At 70.4% G+C, this 22,283-nt stretch carries 20 protein-coding genes; 6 read left to right on the forward strand and 14 right to left on the reverse strand.

Going from position 1 to position 22,283, the window contains the following annotated elements:
• Nucleotides 1-61: 61 nt before the first annotated feature.
• On the forward strand, nucleotides 62-187 hold the full coding sequence (locus tag AB0B90_RS00535) for a hypothetical protein (RefSeq protein WP_350946514.1): 126 nt from the start codon (nucleotides 62-64) through the stop codon (nucleotides 185-187).
• Between the two features lie 35 nt (nucleotides 188-222).
• Here AB0B90_RS00535 and AB0B90_RS00540 read toward each other — a convergent pair whose 3' ends face one another.
• From AB0B90_RS00540 to AB0B90_RS00570, 7 genes are all read right to left on the reverse strand, one after another.
• Entirely contained in the window at nucleotides 223-1,626 is a 1,404-nt protein-coding gene (locus tag AB0B90_RS00540; protein ID WP_350946513.1) for a glycoside hydrolase family 3 protein, read from the reverse strand.
• 115 nt (nucleotides 1,627-1,741) lie between these two features.
• On the reverse strand, nucleotides 1,742-3,433 hold the full coding sequence (gene ptsP / locus AB0B90_RS00545) for a phosphoenolpyruvate--protein phosphotransferase (protein WP_362920052.1): 1,692 nt from the start codon (nucleotides 3,431-3,433) through the stop codon (nucleotides 1,742-1,744).
• Nucleotides 3,430-3,687 carry an HPr family phosphocarrier protein gene (locus AB0B90_RS00550; RefSeq protein WP_350946511.1) on the reverse strand — a complete coding sequence of 86 codons (258 nt, stop codon included), beginning with the start codon at nucleotides 3,685-3,687 and terminating at the stop codon, nucleotides 3,430-3,432. Before AB0B90_RS00550 ends, ptsP begins: the two co-directional genes overlap by 4 nt.
• Before the next feature lie 28 nt (nucleotides 3,688-3,715).
• Nucleotides 3,716-4,363, reverse strand: a complete 648-nt coding sequence (locus AB0B90_RS00555; protein ID WP_362920054.1) for an HAD family phosphatase — start codon at nucleotides 4,361-4,363, stop codon at nucleotides 3,716-3,718.
• A gap of 95 nt (nucleotides 4,364-4,458) precedes the next feature.
• On the reverse strand, nucleotides 4,459-4,914 hold the full coding sequence (locus AB0B90_RS00560) for a PTS glucose transporter subunit IIA (protein WP_350946509.1): 456 nt from the start codon (nucleotides 4,912-4,914) through the stop codon (nucleotides 4,459-4,461).
• Nucleotides 4,915-5,096: 182 nt separating this feature from the next.
• Complete coding sequence (locus tag AB0B90_RS00565) at nucleotides 5,097-5,333, reverse strand: glucose PTS transporter subunit EIIB (protein WP_362920056.1); 237 nt, start codon at nucleotides 5,331-5,333, stop codon at nucleotides 5,097-5,099.
• A gap of 64 nt (nucleotides 5,334-5,397) precedes the next feature.
• Nucleotides 5,398-6,432 carry an SIS domain-containing protein gene (locus AB0B90_RS00570; RefSeq protein WP_350946507.1) on the reverse strand — a complete coding sequence of 345 codons (1,035 nt, stop codon included), beginning with the start codon at nucleotides 6,430-6,432 and terminating at the stop codon, nucleotides 5,398-5,400.
• Nucleotides 6,433-6,558: 126 nt separating this feature from the next.
• Here AB0B90_RS00570 and AB0B90_RS00575 point away from each other — a divergent pair, with 126 nt between their 5' ends.
• The 3 genes from AB0B90_RS00575 to AB0B90_RS00585 all read left to right on the forward strand — a co-directional run bounded on the left by AB0B90_RS00575 (nucleotide 6,559) and on the right by AB0B90_RS00585 (nucleotide 9,755).
• The gene (locus tag AB0B90_RS00575; protein WP_362920059.1) at nucleotides 6,559-7,332 is read left to right on the forward strand and encodes a GntR family transcriptional regulator; all 774 of its coding nucleotides are present in this window, start codon (nucleotides 6,559-6,561) and stop codon (nucleotides 7,330-7,332) included.
• Nucleotides 7,333-7,561: 229 nt separating this feature from the next.
• Nucleotides 7,562-8,950, forward strand: coding sequence for a PTS transporter subunit EIIC (locus tag AB0B90_RS00580; RefSeq protein WP_362920061.1), 1,389 nt, complete (start codon nucleotides 7,562-7,564; stop codon nucleotides 8,948-8,950).
• A 223-nt stretch (nucleotides 8,951-9,173) separates the two neighbouring features.
• Nucleotides 9,174-9,755, forward strand: coding sequence for an Rv3235 family protein (locus tag AB0B90_RS00585; protein ID WP_350946504.1), 582 nt, complete (start codon nucleotides 9,174-9,176; stop codon nucleotides 9,753-9,755).
• A 239-nt stretch (nucleotides 9,756-9,994) separates the two neighbouring features.
• Here the strand turns inward: AB0B90_RS00585 and secA are convergent, their stop codons facing one another.
• A complete protein-coding gene (gene secA / locus AB0B90_RS00590; protein ID WP_350946503.1) occupies nucleotides 9,995-12,808 on the reverse strand; it encodes a preprotein translocase subunit SecA in 2,814 nt (937 codons plus the stop codon).
• Between the two features lie 263 nt (nucleotides 12,809-13,071).
• Between secA and AB0B90_RS00595 the strand changes: the two genes are divergently transcribed.
• Nucleotides 13,072-13,386, forward strand: a complete 315-nt coding sequence (locus AB0B90_RS00595; RefSeq protein ID WP_362920063.1) for an HGxxPAAW family protein — start codon at nucleotides 13,072-13,074, stop codon at nucleotides 13,384-13,386.
• 184 nt (nucleotides 13,387-13,570) lie between these two features.
• A complete protein-coding gene (locus AB0B90_RS00600; protein ID WP_350946501.1) occupies nucleotides 13,571-14,764 on the forward strand; it encodes a crosslink repair DNA glycosylase YcaQ family protein in 1,194 nt (397 codons plus the stop codon).
• Between the two features lie 87 nt (nucleotides 14,765-14,851).
• Here the strand turns inward: AB0B90_RS00600 and AB0B90_RS00605 are convergent, their stop codons facing one another.
• The 6 genes from AB0B90_RS00605 to mtrA all read right to left on the reverse strand — a co-directional run bounded on the left by AB0B90_RS00605 (nucleotide 14,852) and on the right by mtrA (nucleotide 22,009).
• On the reverse strand, nucleotides 14,852-15,556 hold the full coding sequence (locus AB0B90_RS00605) for a response regulator transcription factor (RefSeq protein WP_350946500.1): 705 nt from the start codon (nucleotides 15,554-15,556) through the stop codon (nucleotides 14,852-14,854).
• Between the two features lie 94 nt (nucleotides 15,557-15,650).
• The gene (raiA, locus tag AB0B90_RS00610) at nucleotides 15,651-16,316 is read right to left on the reverse strand and encodes a ribosome-associated translation inhibitor RaiA (RefSeq protein ID WP_350946499.1); all 666 of its coding nucleotides are present in this window, start codon (nucleotides 16,314-16,316) and stop codon (nucleotides 15,651-15,653) included.
• A 537-nt stretch (nucleotides 16,317-16,853) separates the two neighbouring features.
• The gene (locus tag AB0B90_RS00615) at nucleotides 16,854-17,558 is read right to left on the reverse strand and encodes a phosphoribosyltransferase family protein (RefSeq protein WP_362920066.1); all 705 of its coding nucleotides are present in this window, start codon (nucleotides 17,556-17,558) and stop codon (nucleotides 16,854-16,856) included.
• Between the two features lie 99 nt (nucleotides 17,559-17,657).
• Nucleotides 17,658-19,403 carry an LpqB family beta-propeller domain-containing protein gene (locus AB0B90_RS00620; protein WP_362920068.1) on the reverse strand — a complete coding sequence of 582 codons (1,746 nt, stop codon included), beginning with the start codon at nucleotides 19,401-19,403 and terminating at the stop codon, nucleotides 17,658-17,660.
• Nucleotides 19,404-19,584: 181 nt separating this feature from the next.
• Nucleotides 19,585-21,306, reverse strand: a complete 1,722-nt coding sequence (gene mtrB, locus AB0B90_RS00625; protein ID WP_350946496.1) for an MtrAB system histidine kinase MtrB — start codon at nucleotides 21,304-21,306, stop codon at nucleotides 19,585-19,587.
• 25 nt (nucleotides 21,307-21,331) lie between these two features.
• Entirely contained in the window at nucleotides 21,332-22,009 is a 678-nt protein-coding gene (mtrA, locus tag AB0B90_RS00630) for an MtrAB system response regulator MtrA (RefSeq protein WP_030907316.1), read from the reverse strand.
• Between the last annotated feature and the right edge of the window lie 274 nt (nucleotides 22,010-22,283).

Consider the following 22,283-nt stretch of genomic DNA (forward strand, 5'->3'; position numbering starts at 1 on the left):
GACTTAGACTCCTTTGGTATGAATTATCGCCTTAAGACCCCTTTCTCCCTGTGAGGTTACTATGTCCGGATTCATCTCCACCGTGATCGCGAAGGCCGCCGTCATGCTGATCGAGGCCCTGCTCACGCGCATCATCCAGTCGCTCGTCGTCTCGCTGGCCAGGACCGGCAACCTTCAGGTCGCCTGATCCACCCCTGACGGCACGGAGCCCCGGGGTCCCGCTCAGCGGCCCCGTGCGGCGATGAGCCGGGCGACCTTGAGATGCTCGGCCGAGCGAAGCACCCGCTCGGCCTTGGCGGGGTCGGCGACCGGCGCCTTGTTCAGCAGGCCGCGAGCGGCCTTCAGCTTCAGCAGTCGCCGGACGGACTGGTCGAGCCGCGCCTCGGAGATCTTTCCGGACCCCACGGCGGCGAGCAGCGCCCGATGGGCCTCGCGGTAGTCCGGCGGCATGAGCAGCAGGTCCACCCCCGCCTGAATCGCCCGTACCGCGACCTCCCCGTCGCGGTACTTCTTGCGTACCCCCGCCATGTCCAGCGCGTCGGTCGAGACGACCCCGTCGAAGCCGAGCTTCTCGCGGAGCAGCCCGGTCAGGATCGGCTTGGAGAGGGTGGCGGGGTCCCCCGAGGGGTCGAGCTTCGGCATCACGACGTGCGCGCTCATGATCGCGTCGACGTCCTTGCCGATCGCCGCGGCGAACGGCGGAGCGTCCAGTCTGTTCCACTGGGACCGGGAGTGCTTGATCACCGGCAGCCCGGTGTGGCTGTCGACGGTGGTGTCACCGTGACCGGGAAAGTGCTTCGCCGTCGCCCCGATTCCCGCGTCGTGGAAGCCCTGTACGGCGGCGGCGACCATCGGCGCCACCTTCTTCGGGTCGGAGCCGTACGCGCGCGGGCCGATCACCGGGTTGCGCGGGTTGAGGTTGACGTCGGCGACGGGCGCGAAGTCGAGGTTCACGCCCAGGGCGCGCAGTTCGGTGCCCGTCACCTTGGCGGCCCGGCGGGCCAGCGAGACGTCGCCGGTCGCGCCGATGACCGAGGCCCCGGGCAGGGGGGTGACCAGGGGGGCGAGGCGGGAGACCTTGCCGTTCTCCTGGTCGATGCCGATCAGGAGCGGGATCTCGGGGGACGCCTTCTGCAGCCCGTTGGTCAACGCCACGACCTGCCGCACATTTTTCACGTTGCCCGCCCAGGGAAAGAGGATCACCCCGCCGGGGCGATAGCGGGCGACCATCTTCGCCGGGGTGTCCACGCCGAACCTCGCCTGGTTCTCCCCCGACGCCGTGTCGGCCGACGGGCCGTAGAGCACGGGCATGAACAGCTGGCCGACCTTCTCCTCCACGCTCATCGCGGCGAGCACGCCCTCCACGCCCGGCGCCTCCGCCGTCGCGGAGGCCGCGGGGGGAGCGGAGGGATCTGGGGTACCGGGGGTCTCAGGGGTCACAGCGGCCCCGGGGGGCCCGGGGGTCACAGCGGTCGTGCCGGTGGGTGCCGCCGCGTCGGCGTTCGCGGGGGTCTCGTCCGCCCGGGTGGCACCCGAGGTGGGTGGAGCGGCCATCCCCGCCTCGGCGCATCCCGCCATCATCGTCGCGATCACTGCGATACCCGCCACACGTGTCCACCGAGCCATGCCGCTTACGCTATCCGGGCTCGCGCACCACTGCCTCCGCATCCACCCGGTCACCACCGGCCCCACGCCCCTCACCCGCCGGGTCCTCGCCACCTGTGAAGGGGATCCGCCCACGTCAGAGGCCGAGATCGGCGAGGCCGGGCAGGTGCGAGCGCGCCTCGGCGCGCGCCTCGCCCGCGGAGGAGGCGGCCCGCGCCGCGACGGCGGCGAGGTGGCACTGTTGCCGCGTGTGGCGCGCCAGCGCGGCCCGCACGGCGGGCAGCGACGGGGCGGACATCGACAGCGAGGTCACCCCGAGCCCGACGAAGACACAGGCGAGGGCGGGATCGGCCGCGGCCTCACCGCAGACCCCGCACGGCCTCCCGCGCTCGGCGGCGCCCGCCGCGGCGAGGGCGACCAGGTCGAGCAGCGCGGGCTGCCATGCCTCCTGGAGCCCGGCCAGCGCGCCCAGCTGCCGATCGGCGGCGAGGGTGTACTGGGCGAGGTCGTTGGTGCCGATGGAGAAGAAAGCGGCACGGACCGCCAGGTCGGCGGCGCGCAGGGCCGCCGACGGGATCTCGATCATCACGCCCGCCGACGGCAGCCCCGCCGCGTCGCAGGCGGCGGCGAACCAGGCGGCCTCCTCGGCGGTGGCCACCATCGGCGCCATCACCTGGAGCCTCGCCGACGAACGGGAGGCCGCCGCGGCCAGCGCGGCGAGCTGGGTGTCCATGATCTCCGGGTGCGTCCTGAACAGCCGCACCCCGCGCTCCCCCAGCGCCGGGTTGGGCTCGTGCGCTCCCGGTGGCAGGAAGGCGAGGGGCTTGTCGGCTCCCGCGTCGAGGGTCCGCACGACCACCCCGCCGCCGGGGAAGGCGTCCAGCACCTCCAGGTAGGCGGCCTCCTGCTCCTGTTCTGAGGGCGCCTCGGCCCGGTCGAGGAAGAGGAACTCGGTCCGGTACAGCCCGACCCCCTCGGCCCCGTGCTCCAGCGCGGCGGCCACGTCGCGCGGCCCGCCGATGTTGGCGAGCAGCGGCACGGCGTGCCCGTCGGCGGTCCTGCCCGGCCCCTTGGCGGACGCCTGTCCCGCCTTCCGCGCGGCGGCGGCCTCGCGCGCCCGGAGGACCTCGTCGTCGGAGGGCTCGGGCCGTACGAGGCCCGAGGCACCGTCGACCAGCAGCGGCGTCCCCGGAACGATCGAGGTCACCCCCTGGCAGGCCACCACGGCCGGCACCCCCAGGGCGCGGGCGAGGATCGCGGTGTGGCCGGTGGGTCCGCCCTGCTCGGTGACGAAGGCCGCCACCACGTCGGGAGACAGCAGCGCCGTGTCGGCGGGCGCCAGGTCACGGGCGACGAGGACGTACGGCTGCCCGGTGCCGGTGGGCACGCCGGGCATCGACCTGCCCTCGATCACCGCGACGACACGGTCCCTGATGTCGTCCAGGTCCGCGACGCGCGCGCCGAGGTATCCCCCGGCCGCGGCGAGCAGGTCGCGGTAGTGGCCGAACGCCTCGTAGACCGCGCGGGCCGCGGAGGTGCCCGCCTCGACCAGCCTCGCCACCCCGTCGGCCAGGCCGGGGTCGCGCGCCATCATGGCCTGCGCCTGGAGGATCTCCCTCGCCTCGCCTCCGACGCGGACCCCCCGCTCCTCCAGGTCGGCGGCGACCCGCTCCAGCGCCCGCCCGGCCCTGGCCAGCTCCGCCTCGGCGTCCCCGGCGTCCCCGCCGTGCCGGGAATCAGGGTCGGGGACGGTCGCCTCGTACGCGAGCACGTGGGCGGGGCCGACACCGACCCCTGGGCTGACCCCCACCCCGGTGAGTGTGCTCACGGCGCCGACGCGATGTCGGCCAGCCGGTCGACGAGCTCGTCGGCCCCCTCACCCTCCGCCCTGATCACCACGGTGTCGCCCTCCCTGACGTCGAGCGAGAGGACCCCCAGGATGCTCTTCGCGTTCACCGGCTCACCGCCCCCCTTGGCGACGGTGACGTCCAGGGACGCCTTGGCGGCCGTCTGGACGAACGTCGCGGCGGGTCTGGCGTGCAGGCCGACCTCCGACTTGACGATGACTTGGCGCTCGGCCACGTGTTCCTCCCGAGAGTCCTCTCGCGGTCTAGACCGCGAGATCGTTGGGCGACAGAGGCCAGGCGACCCCCGTCAGGTCGGTGACCACGAGATCGGCCCCGGCCAGCTCGGGGCCCGCGTGCGTGGTCGCTATGCCCACGCACGCCATGCCCGCCGCCTTCGCCGCCGTGATCCCGGCAATGGAATCCTCGAACGCCACACAGTGTGCCGGATCGACCGACAGGCGTGCGGCGGCCAGGAGGAATCCCTCGGGATCGGGCTTGCCCACGATCACGTCGTGGGCGGACACGATCGTCTCCAGCAGGTCGCGGACACCGACCTGCGCGAGCCGTTCCTCCGCCCAGTCACGGTCGGCGGAGGTGACGACCGCGACCGGCGAACCGTGCGCCGCGACCCTGCGGACCAGTTCGGCGGCGCCGGGCACCGGCACGATGCCGGGCAGGCCTGGATGGTCCTGGAAGGAGAAGACCTCCTCGATCAGGTCGTCGATCCGCTTACCGGGGAAGAGATGGGCGCGCTCCGTCAGGACGTCGCGCCCACGCCGTCCCATGAATCCGCGCAGCACGATCTCGTCGTGGACCACCCCGTGGCTGTCGAGCAGCATCGACCACATCGCCATGCTCCGCCGCTCGGTGTTGATCAGCGTTCCGTCGAGATCGAAGAGTGCCGCCTTCACGGGCGGTCTCGCTGTCGTCGCCACTTCTCGTCCCCACTCTCGGCTTCGCGGCCGGTGTCGCACGGCCGGTGTCTCGTGGTCGCTTCCGCGAGCTCTCAGACCGGATCGTCCCACTCGAAAAGGTCGTCCCCGGCGTCGACGGCCCCCGTGGCGAGGCCGGTGACGGCACTCGCGGCGGCGTCGAGCGCCACGACCGGGCAGATCGGGCAGCGACCGCCGGCCTCGATCCCGGCCGGATCCCACGCCACCACCGGCTGCCCCGCGCTCACCCGGTCACCCTCGGCGGCCAGTGTCTCGAAGCCCTCGCCCCTGAGTTCGACCGTGTCGATGCCGAGGTGGACGAGGACCCCCCGGCCGTCGTCGCCGACGACCACGAACGCGTGCGGGTGCAGCTTGACGATGGTGCCCGCGATGGGAGAGAGCACCCTGCCGGGTGCCCTGTCCGGCTCGATCGCCACACCGGGCCCGACCAGTCCTTCGGAGAAAACCGGGTCGGGCACCGAGCCGAGCCGCACGGCCACCCCCGCGACCGGTGCCAGAACTGTGGTCACCGTTCCCCCCTCGGCCTGCCGCCGCCCGCGAGGGCGGCCCGTCCCTGACCCTGCCGCCCCTGCCGCCCGCGTCGCCCGTACCACTCGGGCCGTTCGGGCCGTTCGGGCACACCCCCGCCGTGAGAGCGTCCTCCCCTGCCCTGATCGGCCCGTGCCCGTGCCCATGTCCATGTCGGTCGTGTTCAGCCGATGATGTCCTCGATGTCGCTGGCGATCGTGTCGGCCTCGGGGCCCACCACCACCTGGACGACGTTGCCCGCCGCCATCACACCGTGCACGCCGGCCGCCCGCAGGGCGGCCCGGTCGACCCTGGAGGCGTCGCGCACCTCGGTGCGGAGCCGGGTGATGCACGGTTCGATCTCGATGATGTTGTCCGCCCCACCGAGTCCAGCGATGATCGCGTCGGCGTCGGCCGCCATGTCGCCCTCCAGATGTGATCACCCTGTCCCCAAGGCTATGACCAGGCTAAAGGACATGTCACGATCAGTCGGTCTGGGTCACCTTGTTGAGACCTCGGGGGGAGTCGGGGTCGATCCCCAGCCTGCGCGCGAGCGCCTCGGTGAGCAGCTGACCTGGGACGATGAGGCCCAGCGGCGCGACCCACTCGGGAAGGTCGGGGCCGTTCAGCGCGGCGGTGGCGACCGAGGAGAGCGCATCGCCGCCGCCGACCGTGTACGCCGAGGCGCCCGCGCCGGTCACCCTCTCCGCGAGCGCCACGGTGCCCGCCAGGGTCGGGCCCTCGCCCGCCGCGACCAGGATGGCCGGGGTGTCGGAGTCGACCACGGCGATCGGGCCGTGCAGAAGGTCGGCGTACGACAGGCCCATCGCGTGCAGGTAGCAGGCCTCCTTGAGCTTGAGCGCCACCTCCAGCGCGGTGGAGAAGGCCAGACCCCGGCCGGAGACCACGACACCCGGCTTGTCGGCCAGGCCCTCGACGATCGCCTCCAGGTCGCCCGGGTCACCGATCAGCTTCTCGACCGCGTCCGGCACCCGCCGCAGGTCGGCGGCGTCGACGTCCGCACCGAGCCCGAGGGCGAGCACGGCGAGCGCGGCGAGCGCGGTGGTGTAGGTCTTGGTGGCGGGGACGGCCTTCTCCTCGCCCGCGACCGTGCACAGGGCGAGGTCGGCGGCCTGCGCGAGGGGGGTCTGCTCGCCGCCGTTGGTGATGGCCACGGTCCTGGCGCCGCAGTCCTTCGCCCAGGCGAGGGTCTCGACGATCTCCTCGGTCCTGCCCGACTGGGAGAGGGCGACGGCCAGCACACCGTCGAGGTCCAGCCTGCGCCGGTAGGTCGTGGCGATCGAGGGAGCGGCGAGCGTGGAGAGCCTGCCCGTGTGCGTCTCGGCGAGATAGCGGCCGTAGACCGCGGCGTTGTCGGAGGTGCCGCGGGCGATGAACAGCAGCTGGCGGGTCTGCCCGGCGAGCCGCTCCACCTCCCCGACCCTGGGGAGAAGTGCGTCGAGCGTGGCTCGCAGCGCGGCGGGCTGCTCGGCGATCTCGCTGCGCATCTTGGTCGTCATCTCGCGCTCATCCTTCGGTTCGGACGGACGAGACCGGGCCGTTACCGATCCGTCTCCGGTCCGTACGTTGACACCCTTTTCCGGCCTGTGGTCTAGTCCGGACTAGACCAGTACGAACCATAACTCATGAGGCATCTCAGATCGAGGGGGGAGGATCCTGTGGCCCGGATCGATCCGGACAGCCCGGTGCCCAAATACTTCCAGCTCCGGGAGATCCTGCTCGATCTCATCGAGAACAACGAGCTGGCGATCGGCACGGCGATCCCGTCGGAACGCGAGCTCTGCCAGCGCTTCGGACTGTCCCGCATGACCGTGCGGCAGGCCGTGGACCACCTCGTCTCCGAGGGCAGGCTGCAGCGGGTGGCGGGCAAGGGCACCTTCGTGGCCCGCCCCAAGATCGAGATGTCCCTGCGGCTCACCTCCTTCAGCGACGAGATGCGCGCCAGGGGCATGGAACCCGGCTCCCGCGACCTGGACCGGCGGGTGGTCAGGGCGAGCGCGCACCTGGCGCGGGAACTCGGCATCCAGCCGGGCGAAGAGGTTCACTTCATCGAACGGCTGCGGACCGCGGCCGACGAGCCCATGTGCATCGAGCGGGCCCACATTCCCGTCTCCCTCGCGCCCGACCTCGACACCCACGACCTGACGGGCCGCTCCCTCTACGCCCTTCTGGAGACCCGCTACGGCCTGGTGCTCGACGCCGGAGAGCTCACCATCGACGGCGGCATCGCCGATCCCGGTGACGCCGACCTGCTGAAGCTGCCGCGCGGCGGGGCCGTGCTGCTACTCCAGCGACGTTCCTTCGCGGGAGGCGTCTGCGCGGAACTCGGGGTGTCCACCTATCGCGCCGACCGCTACCAGCTCCGTACGATCCTGGAGATACCGACCCGCCGCAGCTGACCACGCTTCTCGGCCACAGCCGAGACCCGCCACCGATCCCGCTTCTCGACCACATCCGAGACCGGCCACCGGCCTCGACTTCCCGCGCACGTCCCGTCCACCGCCGACCTCGCCCTCCGACCTCGCCCTCCGACAACGTCCCATCCGCCGTGCCCGTACCGCCACCGTCACCCCCCGCCCACCGCCCCTTCGCCGCCCTCCTCCCTTCCAGCCTCTGGAGGAAAGCCCGATGAGCCCTCTCTCGGCGGACGCGGGTCCGCCCGCCGCCCACCCGCGCGGGTCCGCGGCGATGAGCGTGCTCCAGCGCCTGGGACGGTCCCTGATGCTGCCGATCGCGGTCCTGCCGGCCGCGGGTCTGCTGTTCCGGCTCGGGCAGGACGACCTCCTCGGCCGGACCGACAGCGCGCTGCTCGACGACGTGGCCCGGGTCGTCGGCACCGCGGGCGGCGCCCTGTTCGACAACCTGCCCATCCTGTTCGCGATCGGCGTCGCCATCGGGTTCGCCCGCAAGGCCGACGGCTCCACCGCCCTGGCGGCACTCGTCGGCTACCTGGTCTTCCACGCCGTGAGCATGAACATGTTCTTCATCCTCTTCGACGCCGATCTGAGGGGGCCCATCACCACGGAGGTGTTCGACAGGAGCGACCCCGGCGTCCCCGACACGGTGCTGAACCTCGGCGCGCAGAACCCGACCCGGGTGCTCGGGGGGATCGTGATGGGCCTGGTCTCGGCCCTGCTCTGGCAGCGCTACTACCGCACCAAGCTGCCGACCTGGCTCGCCTTCTTCGGTGGGCGTCGCCTGGTGCCGATCCTCACCGCCTTCGCCGGGCTCGTGATCGGCGTGCTCTTCGGCTTCGTCTGGCCGTTGCTGGGCGGCTGGGTCCGCGCCTCGGGGGCCTGGCTCGCCTCCAACAGCGAGCTCGGCGCCGGGATCTACGGCATGATCAACCGCGCCCTGCTCCCCCTCGGCATGCACCACATCGTCAACAACGTGATCTGGACCCAGGTGCCCGAGTGCGTGGTCGACGGCAAGAAGCTCGCCGGGGACCTGATCTGCTTCAACAACGGCGCCGTCGGCTACGGCGGCTTCGAGGCCGGCTTCTACCCGGTCCTCATGTTCGGCCTGCCCGCCGCCGCGATCGCCATCTGGCGGGCCGCGCCACCGCACCGCCGCACCGCGGTCGGCTCGATCATGATCTCCGCGGCGCTCACCGCGTTCCTCACCGGGATCACCGAACCGATCGAGTTCGCCTTCATCTTCGTGGCGCCGGTCCTGTTCGTGATCCATATCGTGCTCACCGGCATCTCCATGGCCGTCGCCTCCGCCCTGGGCGCCAAACTCGCCTTCAGCTTCTCCTCCGGATTGATCGACCTCGGCCTGTACGGGACCGCGCCCAACGCCCGGGGGATACCGATCATCATCGTGATGGGGCTGTTCTACGCGGTGATCTACTACACCGTTTTCACCTTCCTGATCAGAAGACTGAACATCATGACCCCCGGCCGCGAGCCCGAACCCGACGTCGACTCCGGGGAGTCCTCCGCCCCGGTGCGGGGAGGCGCGGACGGTGGCCGGACACGGGGAGACACGGAGAGCGGACCGCCCCTCTCCTGCTGAGGTGCGCCGAGTGGTTTCGGCCGTCCGTCGGCGATCACGGCTCTGGCCACAACCCGCCTCATCACCGGAGGCGACCGCTCCAACCTGAGGCGACCTTCTCCGCCCAACAGGACGAAGCGACCGCGATTTCCGGGAAGTTGGCGGGCCGCGTATCTGCACAGCGGGCCGGAAACTCCCTGATGTGTTGATTTCCCCGCCCCCGGACCAGCACATCGGAGCCCTCATGCCGCCCCCACGACGCCCGGCAGCACTCCCCAGAATCGCCCCCTCCCCCGCCGCGGAACCGCCCTACGACGACGACCGCCCCACCGGGAACGCCCCGGCCGTACCGCCGTACGTGCAGGGCACCCTCGCTCTCGCCCTCGATCCCCGAGAGCCTGGCTCCTCGGCCGGGAAACCGCTGGTCTGGGGCCCGCCCGGCGCGGTCCCCGACGAGCGGAGACTGCGGGCCCTCGCGCAGGCCGTCGCCGAGATCCTGTCCGGAAGACGCCCCCCGGCGAGCGTCTCCCGCCACCTGACCGGCAGGGTCCTGGCCGAGCTGGCCAGGAGCGGGAAGGTCATCGACAGTGCGCGCCCGCCCCGGGTCGGCAGGGTCCACGTCTCCCAGCCCGAGGACGGGATCGTGGAGATGTGCGTCGTGGTCGACTGCGGCGACCGCTCGCGCGTCCTGGCGTTGCGGCTGGAACGCAGGGGCGTGCGCTGGCTGTGCACCGAGTTCGAGACGGCCCCCGACCGCGTCCCGCGCCGAGGGCCCGCGACGCCCAGGCCCACCGCCGCGTCCGCAGCTCGTCCCCGAAGGCCGTGAAGGCCGTGAAGCCGACGACCCCCTGACCGGCCCGCTCGCGACAGAGTCCGCCGCACGCGTCGCTCGTTCCAGGAAATCGTGGCCGGCCGCTCCCACGCGGAGCCCGCCACGCCCGTGACCGCTCGTTGCCGGAATCCGTGCGGCCACCGCCCCCGGCCCGCCGCACTCCGCCCGGAGCGGACGAGATCCGGACATGCCGGAGGGCCCGCACCGTGGTGGTGCGGGCCCTCCGGCGACGGTCAGACCTCGACGTTCTTGGGGTCTCCGTGGCAGCGCTTGTACTTCTTGCCGGAGCCGCAGGGGCACGGGGCGTTGCGCTCCACGTTGCCGTAAGCGTCGCGCTGTGCCTTGGTGCTGACCCGGGTGTGCTCCACCTCGCCGCTCTCGCCGGGAGCCGTGTACTCCAGCTCGGCGGGACGCTGCGGGCCGCGCAGGCCACGGGCGATGATCGAGCGGGTCTCCGCGAGCGCGGCGTCCTCGGAGTGGTCGTGCTCCTCGACGATCGGGTTGCTCTGGACCTCGACCTCAAGGTTGAACAGGTAGCCGACCGACTCCTCCTTGATGCCCTCAAGCATCTGGGAGAACATCTCGAAGCCCTCACGCTGATACTCGATCAGCGGGTCGCGCTGGGCCATCGCCCGCAGGCCGATGCCCTCCTGGAGATAGTCCATCTCGTAGAGGTGCTCGCGCCACTTGCGGTCGAGGACCGACAGGATGACGCGGCGCTCCAGCACCCGCATCGCCTCCGGGTCCATGGCCTGGGCGTTGATCTCCTCTTCGCGACGGTCGTAGGCGGCCATCGCGTCGGCCTTGATCCGCTCGTCGAGGAACTGGGCGGTCAGCTCCTCGCGTCCCCCGGCCTCCTCGATGAGCTGCTCGGCGGTGATGCTGATGGGGTACAGCTGGCCGAGGGCCTTCCACAGCTTGTCGAGGTCCCACTCCTCGGCGAAGCCCTCGGCGGTGGCGCCCGCGATGTACTCGTCGATCACGTCGTTGACGAAGCCGCGGATCTGCTCGTGCAGGTCCGCGCCCTCCAGCACCCGGTGACGCTCGGCGTAGATCACCTTGCGCTGCCGGTTCATGACCTCGTCGTACTTCAGAACGTTCTTACGGATCTCGAAGTTCTGCTGCTCGACCTGGTGCTGGGCGGAGGCGATGGCCTTGGAGACGATGCCGGACTCGATCGGGACGTCGTCGGGGATGTTGAGACGCGTCATGATCATCTCGACCCTCGCCGAGTTGAACAGGCGCATGAGGTCGTCTTCGAGCGAGAGGTAGAAGCGCGACTCGCCCGGGTCGCCCTGACGGCCGGAACGACCGCGGAGCTGGTTGTCGATGCGCCGCGACTCGTGCCGCTCGGTGCCCAGGACGTAGAGGCCGCCGAGCTCGGTGACCTCGTCGTGCTCGGCCTGCACGGCCGCCTTGGCCTTCTCCAGCGCCTCGCCCCAGGCCTTGTCGTACTCCTCCGGGGTCTCGACCGGGTCGAGACCCCGGCTGCGCAGCTCCAGGTCGGCGCGGAAGTCGGGGTTGCCGCCGAGCATGATGTCGGTGCCTCGACCGGCCATGTTGGTCGCCACGGTGACGGCGTGCTTGCGGCCCGCCTCGGCGATGATGGCCGCCTCACGGGCGTGGTTCTTGGCGTTGAGGACCTCGTGCTTGACGCCCTTGCGCTTGAGCTCCTTGGCGAGGCGCTCGGACTTGGCGACGCTCGTGGTGCCGACCAGCACCGGCTGGCCCCGCTCGTAGCGCTCCTTGATGTCCTCGACGCTCGCCAGGAACTTGGCGTCCTCGGTCTTGTAGACCACGTCGGCCTGGTCCTTGCGGATCATCGGCCGGTTCGTCGGGATCGGGACGACGCCGAGCTTGTAGGTCTGGTGGAACTCGTTGGCCTCGGTCGCCGCGGTGCCGGTCATGCCGGAGAGGGTCTCGTAGAGGCGGAAGTAGTTCTGCAGCGTGATCGTGGCGAGAGTCTGGTTCTCGTCCTTGATCTTGACGCCTTCCTTCGCCTCGATGGCCTGGTGCATGCCCTCGTTGTAGCGGCGTCCGTGCAGGACTCGACCGGTGAACTCGTCGACGATCAGGACCTCGCCGTCGACGACGATGTAGTCCTTGTCCTTCTTGTAGAGCTCCTTGGCCTTCAACGCGTTGTTGAGGAAGCCGACCAGGTGGGTGTGCTCGGGCTTGTAGAGGTTTTCGATGCCGAGCCAGTCTTCGACCTTCTCCACGCCGGACTCGAAGATGCCGACCGTGCGCTTCTTCTCGTCGACGGCGTAGTCGCCGGTGTTCTCCTCGCCGTCCTTGCCCTCGGTGCCCCTGCGGAGCCGGGGGACGATCTTGGCGAACTCGGCGTACCACTTGCCGGACTGCTCGCCGGGGCCGGAGATGATCAGCGGCGTCCTGGCCTCGTCGATGAGGATGGAGTCGACCTCGTCGACGACGGCGAAGTGGTGGCCGCGCTGGACGCACTCCTCGAGCGACCACGCCATGTTGTCGCGCAGGTAGTCGAAGCCGAACTCGTTGTTCGTGCCGTACGTGATGTCGGCGTTGTACTGCTTGCGACGCTCGTCGGCCGGCATGTTGGCCAGGATCACGCCGACTTCGAGACCGAGGAAGCGGTGGATACGGCCCATCTCGTCGCCGTCACGCTTGGCCAGGTAGTCGTTGACCGTGATGACGTGGACGCCTTTGCCCGAGATGGCGTTGAGGTAGGTGGGCAGCGTACAGGTGAGGGTCTTGCCCTCACCGGTGCGCATCTCCGAGATGTTGCCCATGTGCAGGTTGGCCCCGCCCATGATCTGCACGTCGAAGTGACGCTTGCCCAGAACCCGCCTGGACGCCTCACGAACGGTGGCGAACGCCTCGGGAAGCAGGTCGTCAAGGGATTCACCCTCGGCGTAACGCTGTTTGTAGTCGTCGGTGAGCGCGCGCAATTCGGCGTCGGTCAAGCTCGTGAAGTCGTCTTCGATGGAGTTGACCTGGTCGGCGATCCGCTTGAGCTTACGCAGAAGCTTGCCTTCGCCGGCGCGAAGAATTCTATCGAGAAAGGCTGGCACTTTAGGTAAAGCTCCTCGCAGGTCTTCCGCGGCCGGACCGGCCCGGCTGAGGACGAGACATGGTTCTCCGCTGCCATCGTAGGCGGTTCCGCCACCAGACACAGCCACCCTCAAAGACGCTCTTGTGGCCCTGGGAGTTCCTTGCCCGCTTCTTTGAGAGAGTACGACCAGCTTCATAGGGTATGTCGCTCTTTGCCGCGTCCGCGAGGGATTCGCGCGGGCGCGTCGCCATGCCTGGTCACTGCCTGGGAGGAGGAGTCGTGATGACGGAGGACACACGTCCGGCAGGTGGCGGGACCCACGAGGGTCAGGGGGGCGACGGCGGTCCCGCGCTCCACAAGGGCTCGGGGGGCCACGGGGGAAGGGCGTCGTCCTGGCTCGCGGTGACCGTGATCCTGCTGGGCTTCACCGTCGCGGGGGTCGCCCTCTGTCTGGGCCCCAACTGGTTCGTCTTCTGGATGGGTGCGGCGGTCTGCGCCATGGGCGGCGTTCTCATCCTGGTCTTCCGCGTCTTCCAGGACATCGTCGTCGAGGCTCCTCGCAGGATGAGCGGAACCGGCCGGAGCGTCCTGGACTGACCGCCCGGCGCGGCGGGGTTCGCCCCGGTTCATCCCCGGACGCGGCGGGCGCGCGCTCATCCCCGCCCGCCCCGGGGTTCACCCCGCCCGCTCCGGACGCGCCCCCCTGACACCGGCGTGGCCGCGTTGTCGGTGTCAGGCGCTAGCCTCGGCCCACGACGTGTTGTCTCCCCCTGGGGCGGTCATGCAGCTCTCCCTTTCCTCCGACGAGGCCCGCCGCGTCATCCTGCGCGCCCAGGGGTTCCTGGGCGCCGAGTCCCGGCGAGGCGGCGCCCCCGCGACCCTGCGCCGTCTGGGCGCCGTCCAGCTCGACACGATCTCCGTGCTGGCCCGCTCCCACGAGCTGGTCGCGTACGCCCGCCTCGGCGCCGTCGGCAGGCAGGAGGTCGAGCGGGCCTACTGGGACGAGCCCGCGCGGGCCTTCGAATACTGGTGCCACGCCGCCTGCATCCTGCCGATCGGCGACTGGGCGCTGTACGCCTTCAGACGGAGATACTTCCGCGCGAGGAAGTTCCGCTGGCACGAGGTCCCCGACAGCGTCGACAAGGTGCTGAACCTGGTCCGTGAGAGCGGCCCGGTCACCACCGCCGACATCGGCGGCGCCAAGAAGGGCGGACCGTGGTGGGACTGGTCGGACTCCAAGATCGCCATTGAGTGGCTGCTCGACACCGGCGAGGTCGTCTGCACGCGCAGGGTGGGCTGGCGCCGCGTCTACGACCTGGCGGAGCGCGCGGTCCCCGCGGATCTGCTGGCCGAGGAGTTGTCCGACGCCGAGTGCGTCACCCGTCTCGCCGGGATGGCCGGGGTCGCGCTCGGCGTGGCCACCCGTGCCGACCTCGTCGACTTCCTGCGGCTGAAGGCCCCGGAGGCACGGCTGCTCGACGCGTGCCTGCTCGACGGCTCCACCGGGCTGGTGCCCGTCCGCGTCGCCGGGTGGCCCGAGCGGTCCGCCGACGCCTGGGCCGACCCGGCCGCGCTGGAGACCGAGCCCAGGGGCCGTCACCGCACGACCCCGCTCTCCCCGTTCGACTCCCTGGTCTGGGATCGCGCCCGCACCGCCCGCGTGTTCGGCTTCAACCACCGCCTTGAGGCGTACGTGCCCAAGGAGAAGCGCGTCCACGGTTACTTCACGATGCCGGTCCTCGCCGGGGGCCGGCTGATCGGGCGGATCGACCCGGCCCGGGAGGGGGCCACGCTGGTGGCCCGTCAGGTGAGCCTCGAAGGCGATGTCACACCGGCCAGGGGCGCCGCATCGCTGGCCGGAGCGCTCTGGGAGGCCGCGAGCTGGGTCGGCTGCGAGGCCGTCCGGGTCGAGCGCGTCGATCCTCTCCTGGCCGGCCCCCTGCAGGACGCCCTGAAGGACGGCGCCCAGGGCTGAGCGCGGTGACCTCGCGGCCCGGCCCGCGAACGTGATGCCCGGGGCCGGGCGCGGTGACCGCCGGGCGGTCACCGCACCGGGCACGCGTCAGGTGATCTCAAGCATCCGCTCGCGGACCGCGTAGACCACCGCCTCCATCCTGGAGTGGAGCTGAAGCTTGTCCAGGATGTTTCTGACGTGGTTCTTCACGGTGTTCTCCGAGATGAACAGCTGCTTGGCGATCTCGCGGTTGTTCATGCCCTTCGCGACGAGACGGAGCACCTCCATCTCCCGGTCGGTCAGGCGCGGAACGGGGAGTTGCGGGGGGCGCTCGGCCTCCTTACGGCTCATGTTGGCGAACTCGCTGATGAGTTTGGCGGCCATCGCCGGATTGATCAGCGACTGTCCCTCGTGGACGCCGCGGACGGCCTCCGGGACCTCGTCGAGTTGGACGTTCTTCAGCAGATAGCCGGTGGCACCCGCCTTGATCGCCTCGAAGAGATCCTCCTCCTCGTCACTCACGGTCAACATGATGATCCGTGTGCTCGGCACCGAGGCCTTGATCTCACGAGTGGCCTCGATACCGCTCCTCCGTGGCATCCGGACGTCCATGAGCATGACATCCGGGGTGAGGCGGTCGGCGAGTTCGACCGCCTCCTGCCCGTCGCTCGCCTCGCCGACAACCTCGATGTCCGTCTCCGCGGCCAGCGCCATCTCCAGACTGCGGCGGATCAACGCGTGATCGTCAACGATCAGCACGCGGATCGGTTCGCCGTGTCCGGACGGGCCGGTTGCGTCGTCGGGTTCCGTCACGCCTCCTCCTCGGGGGGCCAGAGCCGGTGGACCGCCATGATTACACGGGTTTCATGGTCCTCGGTTGGTCGGAGAGGATCTTCGAACGCGTTCTTCAGGGCTCAACGAGCCGCAGCACGCCGTAGTTGTACCCCTGTCGGAGGTATACGACGCTTGGCTGCCCGCTCTCCTTGTCACGGAAGAGATAGAAATCGTGTCCCACGAGTTCCATCTCAAGAAGGGCCTGATCGACGGTCATCGGATCGGCCTCGTGGAACTTCTCCCTGACCATCAGCGGACCGTCCCCGTCCATCTGGATCGGGATGATGCTCTTGTCCTCCGTGACGTCGGCGTCGGCCTCGCTCTTGGACGCGGCCGGCGACTGCTCGGTGAACAGATGAGCCGGGGCGGTGTCGAAGGATTCGGCGAGCGCGGTGGCCGTCAGTTCGGCGACCGAGGGCGGGCAGTGGTTGCCGTGATGGATCTTCCTGCGGTCGGCGAGCCGCCGCAGCCGTCCTTCGAGCTTGCCGAGTGCGATGTCAAGGGCGGCGAATCGGTCGTCGGCCGAAGCCTCCGCCCGGATCGCGGGACCACGTGAATGAATGGTGAGCTCGACGCGCTCCCGCTGGTCGACGATACGCGGATTACTTTCCTTGGACACCTCCACGTCAACGCGGATGAGCTTGTGGTCCAAACGCTCGATCCTGGCCAGCTTGGTATTCACCTGGTCTCGGAATCGGTCACTCACTCCGGTGTGCCGACCCTTGACGATGATCTCCATGCACAGCCCCCCTTCGAACCTCGACGGTGGTATTGCGACACCCGCTCGGCCGACCTGGTCTTCGTCCCCACATCCGCCTGCTGAGGGTTTCGCAGCTCTTTGCCACTACATGCCCTTCTCTTCTGGCAAGGAACATCTGGCTCCCTGGGAAGGCAGGACTTACCTCTAAGCCGCACCGTGATCGATCGACGAGAAGTCGTCTTACGTGGACCGTTTCGCCTGCGGCTGGCATCGGCTAGCCGGGCCGGCCTCCTCGCGGAGGTCGGTCCGGTGCAACCACGGACCCGAGCGGGTGCCATGGCTCAGACGCTATCCGCATCCCGGCCGAATGTCAGCCTGACCGTGGGCCAAAGGATCACTTTGCGTAATCCAGGACCGGGCGACCGGCTCCGGGGCTCCCGCTCCTGGAAGGCGACGGCGGGAGCGGCGAGGGCTTCTCACGTTCTTGAGCAGCCATGAGGGCATCGTCGAGACGGTCAGGACAGTGAGGTGTGGCGTCGAGGTGACCCCACGATCGGGTCACCACCTCACCCTGCGTCACGATCCGTCGCGATCACCGGTTTTCGATCTCCGGCGTGTCGCGGCGACCGTGGCGGCGAGGGAGGGCGTGAGCCCCGCCTCCCGCATCGCCCTCGCCGCCTCCGCGAGCGTCGCACCGGTGGTGACGACGTCGTCGACCAGCACAATCGCCTCCGTACCGCCCCAGGAGCGCGGCACAGGCGCGTTGCGGCCGATCGTGACCGTAAAGGCGGAGGAGAGATTGGCGGCCCGCTGGAGGGAACTCAGCCCCGCCTGGTCGGCGACGCGGCGGCGCTGGGCGAGCACCCGTGCCACGCTCGCGGGCCAGCCGGCCTCGCGGAGGTAACCGGCCGCCAGCGTCGCGAGCCGGGCCACCGGGTCGTGCCCGCGGCGCCTCAGGGCCGGGCGGGCGCTGGGCACCGGCACCAGCAGCACCGGCCGCTCGCCGGCCGCCGTCGCCACCGCGAGGGCGAGGGCCCCGGCCAGCGGAGGGGCGAGGGCCGTGCGACCGCGCTCCTTGTAGGCGATGATCGCTCGCCGCACGGCGGGGGTGTATTCGGCCGCCGACCAGCACTCGGGCGTGCCTGGCGGAACGGGGTCCGGCATCCGGAGGGCGGGCGCCCCGTGCAGCTCCTTCGCGCAGCGGGGACAGACGAGGGCGCCCAGCGCGTCGCATCCGGCGCAGCGGGGCGGCAGGATCAGGTCGAGCATGGCGGTCGTCACGGATCCAAGGTTGCATACGGCACCGACAAAAAAGCCCAGCCCAGGGTACCGGAGGGGGGTTCGGTCCCCCACCGGAGGCGATGGAAGGAGTCGCTCGACTCAGCTCAGGGGAAAGGCCGGGAAGGCGGGACCGTCCTCCGTGAAGTCCGTGGTCCCGGTCTCGTTCTTGACCAGCGACTCCCACCTGGTGGAGTTCCAGAACAGGACCTGCCGGGCCCCCTGCTCGTCCCTGGCCCCGGCGAGCAGGGTGCTGTCCAGGGCGGTGATGCTCTCGATCCGGGAGTCGAAGGGCAGCGACTTGGGCTCGGCGGAGACCGAGGCCTCGAGCAGTTCCGACTTGCCGGTGAGCGCGTACAGGGTCTTGCCGTCCTTCCAGGCGATGTCCTTGATCGTCCGGTTGCCGTCGGCGTTGACCACGGTCTGCAGGTTGGTGACGCGGGTGTTCTCCCGCTCTCCGATGACGGTGCCGACCTGGACCTGCTCGCCCAGCCCGTCCTTGACGATCACGGCGACGTGCACGCCGTCCCGCGCGACCTTGAGCGACTTGACGTACAACGTCTCCAGGTCCGGGGCCGACACCCGGTACCGGTGTTTGTTGTCGCCGTCGTGCCGGGTGATGACCGAGGCGTGGTCGTTGGGCCGGTCGACCGTCCAGAGCGTGTGATAGCGGTCCCAGGCGGGCGGGGCGAGGGAGACCCCCGTGCTCCAGTCGCGCCACTCACCGCCCGCGGCGAGCGGCGCGACGGAGACGCTCCTGCCGTCTCCGGAGAGCACCGCCACCTGCTGTACGGGCTGGCCACTGATCGCGGGGTGGGTCCCCACCCCCTTCTGACCGGCCCTGCCGGGCACGGGCCGCCCGACGTTCTCCTTGTCCAGCAGCTGCAGCGCGCCACCCGCGAGATAGAACGGGTAGACGGCGTCGGGGGTCGTCCAGGGGTCGAAGTTCGAATGCTCCTGAGCGTCGATCTGGAGGGACGCGTCGGGATAGTACGACTCGCCGTTCACGGTGACCTCGAAGCCCCAGCCGCCCTTGGTGAGCGCGGCGAGCGTCGCGGCGAGCTGGGCCGACATCGGGTCGATCAGGTCGGAGTCCACCCGCCTGGTGAGGTCGACGACGACCCGGTTGTTCTCGATGGTGACGTCGATGAGCTCGGTGCCGGTGAAGGCGGTGCGCACCGCGTCCTTGAGGGAACTGCTCGGCCCCCTGATCAGCCGCTCGACCGTCGTCTTGGCGAAGTTGGCGGCCGGGTCGATCGGCACCCGCACCTGGTCGACGACCAGGCCCTTCCACTGGGAGTCGAGGAAGTACAGGTCGACGGGCAGGTAGCCGCGGGCGACGTCGGCCTCGGACAACAGAAGCCCGTCGGGGGCCGCGCTGATGCGCCACTCGCCGTTCGCGTCCTTGGCGAGGGTGAACGCCTGGTTCAGCGTGCCGCCGCTCGGGCGGTATCGACCGTCCTGGTCGATGATCGCGGTTTTGCTGCCCTTGAGCGTCACCTGGGCTTGCTTGTCCTCGTCGCGGGGGGGCGCGAACTTCTCGTACGTGCCCTGCCGGTAGACAGTGACGCCGCTGCGCGGGTTCCACTTGGCGGCGAAGTCGCCGGTGAGGTATTCGCGGGCGACCTGGAAGGCGGGGTCGTCGAGGCTCGCCATCGCCGCGCGGAAGCCGGTGACGACCTCCTCCGGCGACCAGCCGGCCTTCGGCGGCATCGCGATGACCCGCGCGTACGGGTCGCCCAGCGGGTTGCCCTTGCGCTCGTTGTCGACGGCGACGACGGACTTGCCCCCGGTGGGGATGACCGAACAGGCGCTCACCGCGTAGACGAGGGCGATCGCGAGGATCACCGTCCCCGCGTTCCGCGCGCCTCCCCTCAGCGCCGCGTACCGCCCCCCGCGGACACCGGTCCGCGCGGCGCCACCGACCGGCTCGGGCCGTCGCCGCGCCCTTCCGCCGACGGTCCGCGTCGCGCTCCCCACAGGCTCCGGCCGGCGTCGCGCGCCTCCCGTCCTGCCCGTGCTGCCCGCCCTAGTCCGCATCGCGTCCCCCGTCGGCCGCCGCCGGCGACAGCACCGGCGTCATGTGCCCTCGCCAGGTGCGCCGCATCTCCACCTCCGGGGGTACGAGCGGCAACGGCGAGCCCCGCAGCACCGCCCCCGCCACCCTGGGCAGCGAGAGCCGGAACTGCGAGCCCTCCCCGTGCGAGCCCCACGCCTGCAGCCAGCCGCCGTGCAGGATGGCGTCCTCGCGGGAGATGGCGAGCCCCAGGCCCGTACCGCCGATCGTGCGCGCCCGGGACGGGTCCGCCCGCCAGAAGCGGTCGAAGACCAGGTTCTCCTCGCCGGCTCTCAGTCCCACCCCGTGGTCGCGTACGGCCACCGCCACCGCGTCCCTGTCGGCGGCGACCGAGACGACGATGTCGCGGCCCTCTCCGTGCTCGATCGCGTTGAACAGCAGGTTGCGCAGGATGCGCTCGACCCTGCGGCTGTCCATCTCCGCCATGCACGGCTCGCCGGGAAGGCGCAGGTCGAAGCGGGTGGAGTGGCGCTCGGCCAGCGCCTCGGAGTCGGCGACGGCGCGCAGCACCACGTCCCTGACGTCCACGGAATCGACGTCGAGGTCGGCCGCGCCCGCGTCGTAGCGGCTGATCTCCAAAAGGTCGGCGAGCATCGCCTCGAACCGGTTGAGCTGGTTCTGCATCAGCTCCGCCGACCTGGCGGCCATCGGATCGAAGTCCTCGCGGGCGTCGAAGAGCAGGTCGGCGGCCATCCGCACGGTGGTGAGCGGGGTACGCAGTTCGTGCGAGACGTCCGAGACGAACTGGCGCTGGACCTGGGAGAGCTCCTCCAGCTGGTGGATCTTCAGCGCCAGGTTGGCGGCCATCTCGTTGAAGGAGGCGGCCAGCCGGGCGAGGTCGTCCTCGCCGCGCACCTTCAGCCGCTCGTCCAGGCGCCCGGCGGCCAGCCGCTCGGCGGCCTGCCTGGCCAGCCGCACCGGCGTGACGACCTGGCGGGTGACCAGGGAGGAGATCACGGCCAGCAGCAGCACGAGGCCGGCGCCGACAAGGATGATCATCTGCTGCACCGAGGCGAGGGTCTGCTCCTCCTTGTCCAGCGGGATGAGGTGGTAGATCTCGTACGACGAGTCGAGGCGGGTGCCGATGATCATGCCGGGCACGGGCTGCTCCGGCTGTCCCTTGTAGTACAGCGGGGTGTACCAGGTGCTGTCCTCGCCGGCCTCCTTCTTGAACAGCTCCTCACGCTGCCTGGGCGGGATGCTGACGGGGTCGATGTCCGTGGTTCCGTAGAACGCCCCCGGCAGCGTCTCGTTACGGATGATCACCGAGTAGCGGCTCGCCGAGCCCGCGCGCCGCGCGAGCGCCTCCGTGGCCTGGCTGAGCGGGCTGCTTCCCACCGGCTGCAGCGCCTGGCCCGGCTCCGCGGCCTGCTTGGCGGCCTCGGCCGCCGGCTGGCTGAGATAGCCGAGCACCGCGTTCCTGTCGGCCTGCGCCTCGCTCTTGGCCGCGCTCTCCCTGGTCTCCAGGGTGGTCCTGATGATCTGCTGCATCAGGAAGACGCCGAGTACGGCGACGACCACGATGGAGATGACCATCGTGCTGGTGACCACGCGCAGCTGGAGCGAGCGCCAGAAGACGCGTCGCGCCCGGCCGGCGACGCGCCGGACACGACGCCGGACACCCCGCAGCAGCTGGCGCGGGGTGCGACGGCGTTTCTTCGGTGCGGGAGGCATCTCGGGGGTCCGGGGAGGAGGGCGGCTAGGCCGGTCCGGCCTTGTATCCGACCCCGCGGACCGTCACGACGATCTCGGGGTGCTCAGGATCCTTCTCGATCTTCGCCCGGAGCCGCTGGACGTGCACGTTGACCAGACGGGTGTCGGCCGCGTGGCGGTAGCCCCAGACCTGTTCGAGCAGGACCTCGCGGGTGAAGACCTGGCGGGGCTTCCTGGCGAGGGCGACCAGCAGGTCGAACTCCAGCGGGGTGAGATTGATGGTCTCCTCCTCCCGCTTCACCGAGTGCCCGGCGACGTCGATCGTGATGTCGCCGATCTGCAGGATCTCCGGCGTCGGCTCGTCGGTGCGGCGCAGCCGGGCGCGGACCCTGGCGACGAGCTCCTTGGGCTTGAAGGGCTTGACGATGTAGTCGTCGGCCCCCGACTCCAGCCCGAGCACCACGTCGATGGTGTCGCTCTTGGCGGTCAGCATGACGATCGGCACCCCGGACTCGGCCCTGATGCGGCGGCAGACGTCGATCCCGTCGGCCCCCGGCAGCATCAGGTCGAGCAGGACCAGGTCCGGCCGGGTGTCGCGGAACGCGTCGAGTGCCTTGTCGCCGTCGGAGACGAACGAGGGTTCGAAGCCCTCTCCGCGCAGCACGATACCGAGCATCTCGGCGAGAGCCGCGTCGTCGTCGACGACCAGCACGCGTCCTTTCATGGCCCCTCATTCGGTTTACGCAGTTCGGGAGTTATCGTGATAAATCGGTCGATCATCGAAGATTACCCTCGTCCGCCTACTGGATGACACCGGCCAACGACGGGGCGTCCAACTGACGAATTTTAGGCGCACTCAACGTAAAACGTGCAGTTACGCCCCCCACGGCCGCCGCCGACCCGGTGACTGCGGGCACCGGGCGGTGATGACCACGTTCACAGTCTGCGGTAAACCACGGTGTCTCGGCCATCCCTCCGGCATCTCCACCCTCCTTCAG

The sequence above is a fragment of the Streptosporangium sp. NPDC049078 genome (genome assembly GCF_040648855.1).
Lineage (GTDB): Bacteria > Actinomycetota > Actinomycetes > Streptosporangiales > Streptosporangiaceae > Streptosporangium.

What these genes read in the sequence shown, in the direction of transcription:
- AB0B90_RS00535 (WP_350946514.1), top strand. Translation starts at nt 62, where the DNA reads ATGTCCGGATTCATCTCCACCGTGATCGCGAAGGCCGCCGTCATGCTG.
- AB0B90_RS00540 (WP_350946513.1), bottom strand. Translation starts at nt 1,626, where the DNA reads ATGGCTCGGTGGACACGTGTGGCGGGTATCGCAGTGATCGCGACGATG.
- AB0B90_RS00565 (WP_362920056.1), bottom strand. Translation starts at nt 5,333, where the DNA reads ATGGCGGCCGACGCCGACGCGATCATCGCTGGACTCGGTGGGGCGGAC.
- AB0B90_RS00570 (WP_350946507.1), bottom strand. Translation starts at nt 6,432, where the DNA reads ATGACGACCAAGATGCGCAGCGAGATCGCCGAGCAGCCCGCCGCGCTG.
- AB0B90_RS00575 (WP_362920059.1), top strand. Translation starts at nt 6,559, where the DNA reads ATGAGGCATCTCAGATCGAGGGGGGAGGATCCTGTGGCCCGGATCGAT.
- AB0B90_RS00580 (WP_362920061.1), top strand. Translation starts at nt 7,562, where the DNA reads ATGAGCCCTCTCTCGGCGGACGCGGGTCCGCCCGCCGCCCACCCGCGC.
- AB0B90_RS00585 (WP_350946504.1), top strand. Translation starts at nt 9,174, where the DNA reads ATGCCGCCCCCACGACGCCCGGCAGCACTCCCCAGAATCGCCCCCTCC.
- AB0B90_RS00595 (WP_362920063.1), top strand. Translation starts at nt 13,072, where the DNA reads ATGACGGAGGACACACGTCCGGCAGGTGGCGGGACCCACGAGGGTCAG.
- AB0B90_RS00600 (WP_350946501.1), top strand. Translation starts at nt 13,571, where the DNA reads ATGCAGCTCTCCCTTTCCTCCGACGAGGCCCGCCGCGTCATCCTGCGC.
- raiA (WP_350946499.1), bottom strand. Translation starts at nt 16,316, where the DNA reads ATGGAGATCATCGTCAAGGGTCGGCACACCGGAGTGAGTGACCGATTC.
- mtrB (WP_350946496.1), bottom strand. Translation starts at nt 21,306, where the DNA reads ATGCCTCCCGCACCGAAGAAACGCCGTCGCACCCCGCGCCAGCTGCTG.
- mtrA (WP_030907316.1), bottom strand. Translation starts at nt 22,009, where the DNA reads ATGAAAGGACGCGTGCTGGTCGTCGACGACGACGCGGCTCTCGCCGAG.